This window comes from Cobetia sp. MB87, assembly GCF_011319755.1.
Classification (GTDB): domain Bacteria; phylum Pseudomonadota; class Gammaproteobacteria; order Pseudomonadales; family Halomonadaceae; genus Cobetia.
This window is the reverse complement of record NZ_VFBC01000008.1, coordinates 465,603-478,149: the sequence shown is the minus strand read 5'-3', so window position 1 is coordinate 478,149 and position 12,547 is coordinate 465,603. Positions and strand designations below refer to the sequence as shown.

Genomic DNA, 12,547 nt, shown 5'->3' with positions numbered 1-12,547 from the left:
GCACCTTAATCAGCGCACGGGAGAACGGCAAGCCGACAAGGCCAGCCCCTCATCGGAATCCGCACGCACGGGCGGACAAAACGCGTCTGGATGCCTAGAATGCCCTGTCCGCCAACGGAAGCTGTCATGACCATCTCGCTCGAAATCACTGCCCTGCCCTACGCCCTCGCCGCCGAGGACGAGGCCTCCACACTTTCGCGCTTCGCACGCCTGCGTACGCGCCCCGACGCCGTGCTGCTCGACAGCGGCCAACCATCGCTGGCCGGCGGTCGCTTCGACATCATCAGCAGCGACCCGCTGGCCGTGCTGGAGCAAGGCGCGCATGGCGGCAAGCTCACCGGCCCACTGCCGGAGTCGATGCGTGATCTGAGCCAGTTCAGTGAAGCGCTGGAGCGCCTCGCCCGCCTGCCGGTAATCGAGGCCCAGCGCCAGCTGCTGACCCTGCTGCCACAGACACTGGCAGGCGAAGAGCTCGCCCGGCACGACCTGAGCGCCGAGGACCTGCCCTTCATCGCCGGCCTGCTGGGCTACTGGAGCTACGACTTCGGGCGCGCGCTGGAAGACCTGCCCGCTACGACCGAGGACGATATCGCGCTGCCCTGGGCGCGGCTCGGTCTCTATGACTGGGCATTGATCAGTGATCATCAGCGTCAGCAGAGCTGGCTGATCGCCTCGCCCCAGCGGCGCAGACAGGTGCTCGAGTGGCTGGAGCAACCGGTGCCGCGCAGCGCTGACTTCGTCCTCGACACCCCCTTCGCGCCACTGCTGGACCGCGAGGGCTACGGCGAACGCTTCCGTCAGGTGATGGAATACCTGCATGCCGGTGACTGTTACCAGATCAATCTGACGCAACGCTTCAGCGCGCAGTGCAGCGGTGACAGCTGGGATGCCTACCTGCGCCTGCGTCAGGCCACGCCGACACCTTACGCCGGCTATCTGAGCTGGCAGGACGCCAAGGGCGACGAGATGGCCATCGTCTCCGTCTCGCCGGAACGCTTCGTCGAGGTCAATCACCGCGCCGTCGAAACCAAGCCGATCAAGGGCACCCGCTCACGTGGCGCGACACCGGAAGAGGACGCCCGACTGGCCGCCGAGCTGCTGGAAAGCCCCAAAGACCGTGCCGAGAACGTGATGATCGTCGACCTGCTACGCAATGATCTGGGCCGCGTCTCCGCGCCCGGCAGCGTCAAGGTGCCATCACTGTGCGCGCTGGAAAGCTACGCCAACGTGCACCATTCCGTCAGCACCATCACCAGCACCCTGGAGGAAGGGCGCGATGCGCTGGATCTGCTCGGCGCCGCCTTCCCCGGCGGCTCCATCACCGGCGCGCCCAAGATCCGCGCCATGCAGATCATCGAGGAGCTGGAGCCGGTGCGTCGCAGCGCCTATTGCGGCAGCCTCGGCTATCTGGATATCCGTGGCCACATGGATACCTCCATCGCGATCCGCACGGCGGTGATCGCTGAGGGCCAGGTGCATCTGTGGGGCGGCGGCGGTCTGGTCGCCGACTCCGAGGAAGAAGCCGAATACCGCGAGAGCCTGGCCAAGATCCAGCGGCTGATGGAAGCGCTTGGCTGACAGACTGCGTTATAAGCCGTCACAAGCGCCATAACTCGATGGCATATAACGTTCGAACGAATTCGTATTGGGGAAGCAGTGCCTGCCTTTGATAGGGTAGGCGCATTCCTGCACGTCTCCTTGAGCGCTACTCGCCTCTGCTGATGACCTTTTCTGGCCATTGATCAGCCCTGCGCCCCGCTCCATCGGACGTGCCCTCGTTCTGGAGACTCCTCATGTCCGATACCTTCGATCTCGCCCGCATCAATGCCGAATTCGGCAACGACCCGGAAGCCCTGACCCGCTGGGCTCTGTCGCTGGACAAGCACGCCATCTGCACCACCAACTTCCGTCCCTTCGAGGCGGTGATCCTGCACATGGTGACGCGCTTCCGTCCCGATATCCCGATCGTGTGGATGGACAACGGCTACAACACCGACGCCACCTATCGCTTCGCCGATGAGGTGACACGCAAGTTGAACCTGAATCGCATCATCTATCTGCCGCAGCGAACCCGCGCGCACCGTGAAGCCGTCGATGGCCCCACGCCGCATATCGACGACCCGCGCCACGAAGCCTTCACCCGCGAAGTGAAGCTCGAGCCCTTCGAGCGTGCCCTGCGTGAACTGAACCCCGAGATGTGGTTCACCGCCGTGCGCGCCAGTGACACCGCCTTCCGTGCCGGCATGCAGCCGGTCTCGCTGAACGGCGATGGCCTGATCAAGGTCGCCCCGGTGCTCCACTGGTCGTCCAAGCAGATGCACGAGTATCTGGTCGCCCACGACCTGCCCAACGAGTTCGACTACGTCGACCCGACCAAGGCGGAAGACAACCGCGAGTGTGGCCTGCATCTGGCACACTGAGCCCTGTGGTTGACGCTGTGCGCTCGAGCCGCAGCCAGCAAAAAGCCCGCCTCTCAGGAGGCGGGCTTTTTGCTGGCTGCACTACGAAAATCAGGCGAGCGACACTCAGTCCACCGGCACTCAGCGCACCGGCAGCTCGATGTCGTGGAAGATCTCGTGCTCATGACGCGGGCCGGCGGCCAGTGCCGCTTCGACGCGCTCACGCGTCAGGTGCGGCGCGAAGCGCTCGACGAATTCAAACATGTAACTGCGCATGAAGGTACCGCGACGGATGCCGATCTTGGTCGTGGAGCTCTCGAACAGATGCGTGGCATCCAGCGCGACCAGGTCCTCATCGGCCACCTCGTCCACCGCCATGTGCGCGACGATGCCGATGCCCATGCCCAGGCGCACATAGGTCTTGATGACATCGGCATCCGAGGCGGTCAGCACCACGTTGGGCGCCAGGCCGTGGGACTTGAAGGCATCATCCAGCTGGCTGCGCCCGGTGAAGCCATAGGTGTAGGTGACCAGCGCATAACTGGCCAGCGACTCGAGGGTCAGTTCCTCGCCATTGGCCAGCGGGTGATCCTTGGGCACCAGTACGCAACGGTTCCAGCGATAGCACGGCAGCAGGATGAGGTCGTTGAACAGCTCCAGCGACTCGGTGCAGATGGCGAAGTCGGCCTGTCCCTCACTGACCATGTTGGCGATCTGCTTCGGCGTGCCCTGCTGCATGTGCAGCGCGACATCCGGGTACTTGCGCGTGAAGTCGGCGATCACCGGCGGCAAGGCATAACGCGCCTGGGTGTGCGTGGTGGCGATCGACAGGCTGCCGCGACGGTCGTCACTGTGCTCCTGGGCGACGTGCTTGATGTTCTCCACCGTGCGCAGCACCTGGCTTGCCAGCTCGACGATGGACTCGCCGGCCGGGGTCACCCGCGTCAGGTGCTTGCCACTGCGCGCGAAGATTTCGACGCCAAGCTCATCTTCCAGCAGACGAATCTGCTTGGAAATGCCCGGCTGGGAGGTGTACAGACTTTGCGCGGTGGCGGACACGTTCAGGTTGTGGCGGGTGACTTCCCAGATATAACGCAACTGCTGGAGTTTCATGCGGCTTCACTCTCCTGAGAAGCACCATCGACGCGAAGCGGCGTGACAGTGGCCCGGACATGGCCGGTCACCTTGCTAAGATGATCGGGCGATAAAATCATGAATAATGATTCCTTTCGGGAATATACGCTCAAGAGTAGATTGGCGACAGTAACCTGACAAGGGGGTAGGTAGGGATGGAAGTCACACAACTGCTGCTATACGTGCTGGCAGGCGCCGGAGTGGGTTTCGCGGTCGGTGTCACTGGCGTGGGCGGCGGCTCGCTGATGACGCCCCTGCTGCTGATGTTCGGCTTCCCGCCGCATATCGCCGTGGGCACCGACCTGCTCTATGCCTCCATTACCAAGGCGGGCGGTGCCTTCGCGCACCATCGCCAGGGCCATGTGGACTGGACCATCGCTCGGCGCCTGGCCATCGGCTCGCTGCCGGCGGCGCTGTTGACGATTGCGGTCCTGCATACCTTCTTCACTGACCCCACCGCCTACGCAGGCCTGATCAAGGGCATGCTGGGCGTGATGTTGATCCTCACCGCCGGCGTGCTGCTGTTCAAGAAGCGCCTGCTCGGGCTGATCAGCCCGGAAAGCTTCATCGTACGCCACGCGGCACCGCTGACCGTGCTGTCAGGCATCGTGCTCGGCGTATGCGTCACCCTGTCCTCCGTAGGTGCCGGCGCCTTCGGTGCTGCCGTGCTGATCATGCTGTTCCCGCTGCTGAGCACCGCGCGTATCGTCGGCACCGATATCGCTCACGCGGTCCCGCTGACACTGGTCGCGGGACTGGGCCATCTGTGGCTGGGCAATGTCGACTTCCTGCTGCTCGGCGCGTTGCTGGTCGGCTCACTGCCCGCCATCAGCCTGGGCGCACGCCTGACGCGCCACATGCCTGGCGGCCTGCTGCAGGGTCTGTTGACGACACTACTGCTGGGGCTAGGCATCCGTTACGCCTTCTTCTGAGCTATCCTTGCTGCGGAATCCTTCGTATAGGCAAGACCAAAGTCGGGGCAGGCAATCCACATTGCCTGCCCCGTTGCTATTCCCTCAAACCAATAAAACAGCTATAAAAACACTAGCGATCATAACCCCGTGCTATTGAGCCGATGGACAATGCCCATTTGTCAGTGATGCAAAGTGGCGCTACCATCGGACGCAGCCTGCATGTCCGGCAATGCCGCAGACAGCGAAACGAATCCCCTGGAGAAACAAGATGTCCAATCACGTCGATGTCACCGGCGCCAACTTCGAACAGGAAGTTCTCAACGCTGAAGCCCCGGTCCTGCTGAAGTTCTGGGCCCCGTGGTGTGGTCCGTGCAAGATGATGGCGCCGGTCGTCGAAGAAGTCGCCAACGAGAAAGGCGAAGGCCTGAAGATCGTCAACGTCAATGTCGATGACGCGCCGGAAATCGCTGCCGAGCAAGGCGTGCGTGGCGTGCCGACCGTGATCCTGTTCAAGTCCGGCGCCAAGGTCGCCTCTCTGGTCGGTGCCCAGTCCAAGGGTCAGCTGAGCCAATTCATCGAGCAGAACCTCTGAAGAACCTCTGAGTCGACCTTGCTGACAGGTAGCTGCCCCGCCAGCCACCGCGCACTGAATCGATAATCAAAGGCCCCGTCACGCTGAGCGTGACGGGGCCTTTGGCATTCAGGCAGCGGGTCATCCACGCAGCGCTGGCTCGCGGGTCATTCCTCCGCCATGCGTCGCCGACGACGTATTCGGCGCACGGAGGGGCCCAGCAGACGCGCCGCCCAGCGCGTGCCCGGGTGCGAGTCGAAGGCGATCTTGAGCGTCATGGTGATCGGCACCGACAGCAGCATGCCCACCGGCCCGAACACCCAGCCCCATACCACCAGCGACAGGAAGGCGGCCAGCGTCGACAGGCCCAGGGTGCGCCCCATCACGCGCGGTTCGATCAAGTTGCCGAGAATGAAGTTGATCGCCAGATAACAGCCGCCCAGCATCAGCGCCTTGACCGCGCCACCTTCCGGCATCACCAGCGTCAGCAACACCGCAGGCACCGCGGCCAGTGCCGAGCCGATGTTGGGGATGTAGTTGAGGCAGAAGGCCAGCGTGGCCCACAGGAAGGCGAACTCTACATCGAGCACCAGACAGCTGAGCGCGACCAGCCCCCCGGTCACGAGGCTGATCAAGGTCTTGACCGCCAGATAGCGACGCAGCGTCAGCGAGAACAGCGTGAAGCGACGCAGACTGACATGCGGGCTGCGCAGCGTGCTGACCAGCTTGTCGCGCAGTGACAACGCCTCATAGAGCAGGAAAGTGGCCGTCAGCACGATGATGACGCTTGAGGACAACAGCCCCCCAAGCCCGGTCAGCAGATTCGGCACCCACTGGGTCAAAGAGGCCGGGTCGACCAGCTCGCTGAAACGGGCCGGCGCGATGGATACACCACTGTCCGCCAGCCATTCCAGCATGCTCTGATACTGTTCGCGCAGGCTCTCCTCAAGCTTGGGCATCTCATCGCTGAACAGGGTGAAGCGCGAGACCAGCAGCGCCGTCAGCGACGAGAACAGCACGCACACCGTCAGGATGACGATCGGCACCCCGAAGCGTTGCCCGATGCCATGACGTGCCAGCCAACGTACCGGCGCGTCGCAGACCGCAGCGACGAACACCGCCAGCAGCAGCGGGACCACCAGGTCCGCCGCCAGCTTGAGGCCGCCGATGATGATGACCACTGCGGCCATGCCGACCAGCAATGGATGAATCTCCAGCGCGCGACGCACGCGGGGCGCGTGGCGAGAACGTCCGGAGCGTTCGAGTGCCTCCTGTTGACGCTCGTCGCGTGGCACCTGCATGCGTGTCACGGCCTCCTCGATGGAAGTCCCCTCACTGACGCTGCGTGGCTCGCCAACGCTATCGTCAGGCACTTGCGCATCAGCCATCTGCGCTACGGGCAGCGCTTCCTCGTGTCGCGATCTTTCCTCAGGCGTGTCGTTCGCGTGCATCCTGCGCCACCTATCCTGTCAGTGCTTGCCATCAGTACTTGCCATCAGTACATGCGCGTCGCTGCCCCGCAGGTTCATCGGGACAGCCATCGATGCGCCTATCTTGGGCGCATGCCTGTCACAAGCCAAGACTGAAACGAGATTGATTGCTCGTGTCTGGGAAACTCACGCCTCCCTTGCAGACACAAAAAAATGGGGAGACCGAAGTCTCCCCAAGGGTACCGAGTCAGAGCGCACTGACTGGAGGCATAAGACACGACCGTTGCCGATACATCGAACTGCTGAGACTTCAAGTTGCTGTCAGGCTTGACGCCGTCATCAGATCTCGAAGCCGCTGCCGAAGCCTTCCACCGTCGGTGCCATCAGCGTCTCGCCACCGGCGCGAATCATCGCGGCGTGGCCTTGCGTACGTGGCAGGATGCGCTGGAAGTAGAAGCGCGCGGTATCCAGCTTGGCCTGATAGAAGGCAGCATCCCCTTCGCCAGCCGCCAGCGCGGCCCTGGCCGTCTCACCGGCACGCGCCCACAGGTAGCCCAGCGTGACGTAACCGGCATACATCAGATAATCGACACTGGCCGCGCCGACCGCTTCGCGGTCCTGCATCGCGCCCATGCCCACCGCCATGGTCAGCTCACCCCATTCTCGGTTGAGCTCGGCGAGCGGATTGGCAAACTCGCTGCCTTCGCTGGCCTGGCAGAACTTGTGGATCTCCTTGGTAAAGACCTTGAGCGATTCGCCCTGGCTCATCAGGATCTTGCGGCCCAGCAGGTCCAGCGCCTGGATACCGGTGGTGCCTTCATAGAGCAGAGTGATACGCGCATCGCGCACGAACTGCTCCATGCCCCATTCCTGAATGAAGCCGTGACCGCCGTAGACCTGCACGCCGTGGTTGGTCGCCTCGAAGCCAGTCTCGGTCAGGAAGGCCTTGACGATGGGCGTCAGCAGGCCGAGCAAGGTATCGGCACGCGCCTTGTCTTCGCTGTCCGGAGCGTTCTCGACGATGTCATTGAACTGGGCGGCGTACATCACCAGCATGCGCCCGCCCTCGGCGATGGCCTTCTGGGTCAGCAGCATGCGGCGCACATCCGGATGCACGATGATCGGGTCAGCCGCCTTCTCCGGTGCCTTGGCGCCAGACAGGGCACGCATCTGCAGACGGTCACGCGCATAGCTCAGCGCATTCTGGAAGCTGACCTCGGCCAGCGCCACACCCTGGATGCCCACCCCGAGACGCGCGGCATTCATCATGGTGAACATGCAGGCCAGCCCCTTGTGAGGCGGGCCGACCAGGAAACCTGTGGCGGAGTCGAAGTTCATCACGCATGTCGCGTTACCGTGAATGCCCATCTTGTGCTCGATGGAGCCACAGCTGACGCCGTTGCGCTCGCCGGCTTCGCCATTGGCGTCCGGCAGGAACTTGGGCACCACGAACAGCGAGATGCCACGCGAGCCTTCCGGGGCATCCGGCAGCTTGGCCAGCACCAGGTGCACGATGTTCTCGGAAAGATCGTGCTCACCGGCCGAGATGAAGATCTTGGTGCCGCTGATGGCATATCCCTTGCTGCCATCGCTGTCATCCAGCGGTACGGCGCGGGTCTTGATCAGCCCCAGATCCGTGCCGCAATGCGGCTCGGTCAGACACATGGTGCCCGTCCAGCTGCCTTCGACCAGCTTGGTCAGGTAGGTCTGCTTGAGCACCTCGCTACCGTGATGCTCAAGCGCATTCATCGCGCCATGCGAGAGGCCCGGATACATGCCCCACGACAGGTTGGCGGAGGCGACCATTTCCGAGAGCACCATCGCCAGTGACGGCGGCAGCCCCTGGCCGCCATGTTCCGGTGAGGCAGCCAGACTCGGCCAGCCGCCCTCGACATACTGCTGATAGGCAGCCTTGAAACCGCTCGGCGCCTTGACCTCGCCGCCCTCGAAGGTACAGCCCTCGCGGTCGCCCGACTGGTTCAGCGGCGTCAGCACCTCGTGCGCGAAGCGTGCGCCCTCCTCCAGGATGGCGGTCACGATATCGTCGCTGGCCTCATCGCCACCCGGCAGGCTGGCATAGTGCGCGGGATAGTCGAGCAGCTCATTCATCACGAAGCGGATGTCGCGCAACGGCGCCTGATAGTCCGGCATGCTTTACTCCTTGAGCCGTCGCGACGCGGCGGCGCTGACCTTAACAATGACAGGTAGCGGCAAGACGCTTGTCAGGCGGCACAACACTCACTCAAGCAATGAAGAAGCGAGTCGCTGGCGGCGAACAGGTCTGACGCAACACTATCAAACATGTGTTTGAAACTAACGCCTCCTTCGCCATACCGTCAAGCGGTCGTTTGATTTCTGGCCTGCGACATTGGTGGCAGGCGCGGTCTCATCAGTGGCAAGCCCTGCCCCGGCAATGGCAAGCCCTGTATACACATCGCCCCGCGCGCATGGCAGAAACAAAAGAGGACACGAGAAACAGACACAAAAAAGCCCGACCGCAGCCGCGATCGAGCAATATCTCCCCCAGAGATAACCTGTCCTGCAAGATTCCTTGTGCACCGTGCTCCCTTACAGAAAGTACGATCCAGAGAGCCCGATCCAGACGTTGAAGGCCTTGCCCGCCAGCCTCAGGCCATGCGGATGCTGCCATCGAGGCGGATCACCTCCCCGTTGAGCATGCTGTTGGTGATGATGTGCTCGGCCAGTCGCGCGAACTCATCGGGCTTGCCCAGACGCTTGGGAAACGGCACCGCCTCGCACAGCGCTTCGCGGGCCGGCTCCGGGATGCCTGCCATCATCGGTGTCTCGAACACGCCGGGCGCGATCGCCATCACGCGAATGCCATGGCGCGCCAGCTCGCGCGCCATCGGCAGCGTCATGCCGGCGACCCCGGCCTTTGAGGCGCTATAGGCACACTGCCCCACCTGGCCATCGAAGGCCGCGACCGAGGCGGTATTGAGAATGATGCCCCGCTCACCGTCCTCGCCCTCGGCAGCATTGCGCGCCATGCGTGCCGCCGCCAGGCGCGCCACGTTGAAGGTGCCGCTCAGATTGATCGCCAGCGTCTTCTCGAAGCCCTCCAGCGGAGCAGGCTCGCCGTCACGGTCCACCAGCTTGGCGACGCTCACCACGCCGGCACAGTGGATCACCCCATGAATGGCACCGAAGGTCTGCTCCGCGACATCCAGCGCGGCCTCGACACTGGCGCTGTCGGTGATGTCGCAATGACAGAAGCGTGCCGCCTCCCCCAGCGCATCGGCCTGTTCACGTGCGGCCTCGGCAAGGTCCGCCAGCACCACCTGGCCGCCGGCCGCGACGATACGTGAGGCCGTGGCGGCCCCGAGGCCGGATGCTGCGCCGGTGATCAGAAAGCAGTGGTCGGCGATCTTCATGAAACGAGTCTCCAGAAAGGTAGCGACAGGCCTTGCCTGCCGGATACGCAGCCTTACCTGCCAGCAGCGCGTGTGTCCTTGCGCTCAGCTCTCGCGCGCCTGTGCCCGCAGCAGGAAACGCTGGATCTTGCCCGACGGCGTCTTGGGCAGGCTGTCGACGAAGTTGATCTCACGCGGATAGCTGTGCGCCGAGAGCCGCTGGCGCACGCTGGCGCGAATTTCCTCCGCCAGCTCGTCACTGCCGACATGCCCATCACGCAGTACCACATAGGCCTTGATGATCTCGCCGCGCAGCGCATCCGGCTTGCCGACCGCCGCCGATTCCGCCACCGCTGGATGTACCAGCACAGCGTTCTCGACATCCGCCGGGCCGACGCGATAGCCCGCAGTGGTGATGATGTCGTCGTCACGCCCGGCAAAGGTGAAGCGGCCATCGGGCTCTGCCACCACCACGTCTCCGGTCAGGTAATAGCCCTCGACGCAGGGCTGCTTCTCCTGCCAGGTGTAGCCGGCGAAGAAGTGCGCGGGAGAGCGGGCGATATCCACCGCCAGCACACCCGGCTCGCCCGGCGGCAGCTCACGATACTCGGCGTCGAGCACGGCCAGTCGATAGCCGGGGAGCGGGAAACCGACACTGCCGACCACGACCTCATGGGCCAGCGCGTGATGATTGCAGCAGGTCATGCCGGTCTCGGTCTGACCGTAATGGTCCATCACCGCACAGCCCAGCTCCCGCGCGACCCAGCCCACCACCTCGGTGTTGAGGGGCTCACCGGCGGAGCTTGCGACCCGCAGGTTCAGGCGCTCGAAGGCACCTTCACCGAGCCCGGAGGCCTTGAGCATGCGATAGGCCGTGGGCGCGGCCGCGAAATTGTCGATGCGGTGACGCTCCATGAACGCCAGCCCGCCTTCTGCACTGAACGGCGCCTGCATGAAGTAGGTGGTGGCACCCAGCAACAGCGGGCCGGTGATGGCGTAATAGAGCCCGTAGGCCCAGCCGGGGTCGGCCATGTTCCAGAAGCGCTCGCCGGGGCGCAGGTCCACCGCCAGGCGTTGATAGAGCCAGAAGGCGGGCAGCGCATTCAGCGCCACCGCCACGCCCTTGGGCTTGCCGACCGTGCCGGAAGTGAACATCTGCAGGAAAGGCGCCTCCGCTGGCAGCAGCACTGGCGGCTCGGTCAGTGGCTCGCTCTGCATCAATGTCTGCCAGTCGAGATCACCCGCCTCCAGCGTATCTTCCTCACCGCGCACGCAGATGATCACGGGATGGCGGGCAAGCTCTGTGAACTTGCTGCGCTGGCTCGTCTCGGTGATCACGATCTGCGTCTCGGCGCGCGACAGGCGATAGTCGAGCGCATCGGTACCGAAGGCGGTGAACAGTGGCTGATAGACGGCGCCCAGCCGCCAGGTCGCGGCCAGCGCGATCATCAGCTCCGGCGTACGCGACAGCATGCAGGCGACCCGCTGCCCCGCCATCACGCCCTGCGCCTTCAAGGCAGCCGCCATCCGCGCGCTCTGCTCGTCGAGCTGTGCATAACTCAGCTCACGCACCCGGCCCTGTTCGTCTTCATGGACCAGCGCGATACGTTCGCCCTGCCCGGCGCGCAGATGACGCCCGACACACGCCTCATAGGCATTGCCGAGCTCACCCTCGCCGCTAGCGTCGAGCGGCGTGGTGAACAATTCATCGCGCAGGGCCTGGATATCGAAGGCAGCCAGATAATCGCTCAACGTCTGACTGGCAGTAGGTTGCATGGGGTGTGAATTCGCAGGTTCGGCAGATATAGCGACAGATGCAGCGGCAGATTCAGCAGAGGCGTCGCGTGACGTGCGGTTTGTTGTTGTATCGCTTGGCGTCATGGCGTGACTGGCTCCTGAGTGGTGCTCCGGGGCGATGTGAGATGACTGGGCATCAGCCATCTACAGTTAACGTAAACGTCAAGTTAGCGACAAGCCTGTCGGGCGGCAAGCACTGTGACGCTCGACTGGCCAAAAGTTGCAGACGCTGCGTAGCAAACGCCGTGTAACGGACGCCGTGTAACGGACACCGTGTAACGGACGCCGTGTAACCGACACGCGCTCAGGGCAGACGACACAGGCTGTCGACCAGCGCTTCGGCCAGCTCATCGGGGGAGCGCTCTCCATCGGGACGATACCAGCGTACCGTCCAGTTGAGTGCGCCGAGCATGAACTGGCGCAGCAGCGCGGCATCGCCCTTGAGCAGCCCTGCGGCCACGGCGGAGGCGATGGCGTCACGCCACAGGTCTTCGTAGTCATCGCGCAGCTGGACGAGATGCTCGCGCGCCGGACCTTCCAGCCTCCGCCACTCATAGAGCGCGACCACATGGGCATTGCGATCGGTGAGCAGCGTGTCCAGATGTGCACGCGCCAGGGCCAGCAGTCGCTCACGCGCCTGCTGCTGCGACGCCGCCGAGGTGGTCACTTCGCTTGCCTGGTACGGCTCGCAGCGCGCCAGATGCTCATGGGCGATGGCCAGCGCACTGAACATGCCCTCTTCGATCACGGCGCACAGGATTTCCTGCTTGTCGGCGAAGTGATGGAAGAGGCTGCCGGACTTGATGCCCATTTCCTGGGCCAGCATGCGGACGGTGGTGCGATCGAAACCCTCCTCGACGAACAGGCGGGCAGCGATACGGACCAGCTCCTTGCGACGGGGTGAGGCGGTGGCTACATTCATCGTATAACT

The 12,547-nt window shown here is 63.8% G+C and carries 10 protein-coding genes; 4 read left to right on the top strand and 6 right to left on the bottom strand.

Going from position 1 to position 12,547, the window contains the following annotated elements; all coding sequences use genetic code 11:
• Positions 1 to 126: 126 nt before the first annotated feature.
• Together pabB and CDPAHKCJ_RS11425 are read left to right on the top strand one after the other, a co-directional pair.
• Complete coding sequence (gene pabB / locus CDPAHKCJ_RS11430; protein WP_166019870.1) at positions 127 to 1,578, top strand: aminodeoxychorismate synthase component I; 1,452 nt, start codon at positions 127 to 129, stop codon at positions 1,576 to 1,578.
• 215 nt (positions 1,579 to 1,793) lie between these two features.
• Positions 1,794 to 2,420, top strand: a complete 627-nt coding sequence (locus CDPAHKCJ_RS11425) for a phosphoadenosine phosphosulfate reductase family protein (RefSeq protein WP_166019869.1) — start codon at positions 1,794 to 1,796, stop codon at positions 2,418 to 2,420.
• A 120-nt stretch (positions 2,421 to 2,540) separates the two neighbouring features.
• Here the strand turns inward: CDPAHKCJ_RS11425 and cysB are convergent, their stop codons facing one another.
• Positions 2,541 to 3,512 (bottom strand): HTH-type transcriptional regulator CysB, encoded by a 972-nt coding sequence (gene cysB, locus CDPAHKCJ_RS11420; protein WP_043333969.1) that lies wholly within the window; start codon positions 3,510 to 3,512, stop codon positions 2,541 to 2,543.
• 176 nt (positions 3,513 to 3,688) lie between these two features.
• On the opposite strand from cysB, the gene CDPAHKCJ_RS11415 reads away from it, so the two are divergent.
• Together CDPAHKCJ_RS11415 and trxA are read left to right on the top strand one after the other, a co-directional pair.
• Positions 3,689 to 4,465: a sulfite exporter TauE/SafE family protein gene (locus CDPAHKCJ_RS11415; protein ID WP_166019868.1), complete on the top strand. Its 777-nt coding sequence runs from the start codon at positions 3,689 to 3,691 to the stop codon at positions 4,463 to 4,465.
• A gap of 250 nt (positions 4,466 to 4,715) precedes the next feature.
• A complete protein-coding gene (trxA, locus tag CDPAHKCJ_RS11410; RefSeq protein ID WP_043333971.1) occupies positions 4,716 to 5,039 on the top strand; it encodes a thioredoxin in 324 nt (107 codons plus the stop codon).
• A 146-nt stretch (positions 5,040 to 5,185) separates the two neighbouring features.
• On the opposite strand, the gene CDPAHKCJ_RS11405 is transcribed toward trxA, so the two are convergent.
• The 5 genes from CDPAHKCJ_RS11405 to CDPAHKCJ_RS11385 form a co-directional block, all read right to left on the bottom strand.
• Entirely contained in the window at positions 5,186 to 6,406 is a 1,221-nt protein-coding gene (locus CDPAHKCJ_RS11405; protein ID WP_240916768.1) for an AI-2E family transporter, read from the bottom strand.
• Between the two features lie 381 nt (positions 6,407 to 6,787).
• The gene (locus CDPAHKCJ_RS11400) at positions 6,788 to 8,599 is read right to left on the bottom strand and encodes an acyl-CoA dehydrogenase C-terminal domain-containing protein (protein WP_166019867.1); all 1,812 of its coding nucleotides are present in this window, start codon (positions 8,597 to 8,599) and stop codon (positions 6,788 to 6,790) included.
• 476 nt (positions 8,600 to 9,075) lie between these two features.
• Complete coding sequence (locus CDPAHKCJ_RS11395) at positions 9,076 to 9,840, bottom strand: SDR family NAD(P)-dependent oxidoreductase (protein WP_166019866.1); 765 nt, start codon at positions 9,838 to 9,840, stop codon at positions 9,076 to 9,078.
• A gap of 84 nt (positions 9,841 to 9,924) precedes the next feature.
• Positions 9,925 to 11,595: an AMP-binding protein gene (locus CDPAHKCJ_RS11390; RefSeq protein WP_166019865.1), complete on the bottom strand. Its 1,671-nt coding sequence runs from the start codon at positions 11,593 to 11,595 to the stop codon at positions 9,925 to 9,927.
• Positions 11,596 to 11,920: 325 nt separating this feature from the next.
• Positions 11,921 to 12,538, bottom strand: coding sequence for a TetR/AcrR family transcriptional regulator (locus CDPAHKCJ_RS11385; protein ID WP_166019864.1), 618 nt, complete (start codon positions 12,536 to 12,538; stop codon positions 11,921 to 11,923).
• Positions 12,539 to 12,547: the final 9 nt, after the last annotated feature.

What these genes read in the sequence shown, in the direction of transcription:
- pabB (WP_166019870.1), top strand. Translation starts at nt 127, where the DNA reads ATGACCATCTCGCTCGAAATCACTGCCCTGCCCTACGCCCTCGCCGCC.
- CDPAHKCJ_RS11425 (WP_166019869.1), top strand. Translation starts at nt 1,794, where the DNA reads ATGTCCGATACCTTCGATCTCGCCCGCATCAATGCCGAATTCGGCAAC.
- cysB (WP_043333969.1), bottom strand. Translation starts at nt 3,512, where the DNA reads ATGAAACTCCAGCAGTTGCGTTATATCTGGGAAGTCACCCGCCACAAC.
- CDPAHKCJ_RS11415 (WP_166019868.1), top strand. Translation starts at nt 3,689, where the DNA reads ATGGAAGTCACACAACTGCTGCTATACGTGCTGGCAGGCGCCGGAGTG.
- trxA (WP_043333971.1), top strand. Translation starts at nt 4,716, where the DNA reads ATGTCCAATCACGTCGATGTCACCGGCGCCAACTTCGAACAGGAAGTT.
- CDPAHKCJ_RS11405 (WP_240916768.1), bottom strand. Translation starts at nt 6,406, where the DNA reads ATGGCTGATGCGCAAGTGCCTGACGATAGCGTTGGCGAGCCACGCAGC.
- CDPAHKCJ_RS11400 (WP_166019867.1), bottom strand. Translation starts at nt 8,599, where the DNA reads ATGCCGGACTATCAGGCGCCGTTGCGCGACATCCGCTTCGTGATGAAT.
- CDPAHKCJ_RS11395 (WP_166019866.1), bottom strand. Translation starts at nt 9,840, where the DNA reads ATGAAGATCGCCGACCACTGCTTTCTGATCACCGGCGCAGCATCCGGC.
- CDPAHKCJ_RS11390 (WP_166019865.1), bottom strand. Translation starts at nt 11,595, where the DNA reads ATGCAACCTACTGCCAGTCAGACGTTGAGCGATTATCTGGCTGCCTTC.
- CDPAHKCJ_RS11385 (WP_166019864.1), bottom strand. Translation starts at nt 12,538, where the DNA reads ATGAATGTAGCCACCGCCTCACCCCGTCGCAAGGAGCTGGTCCGTATC.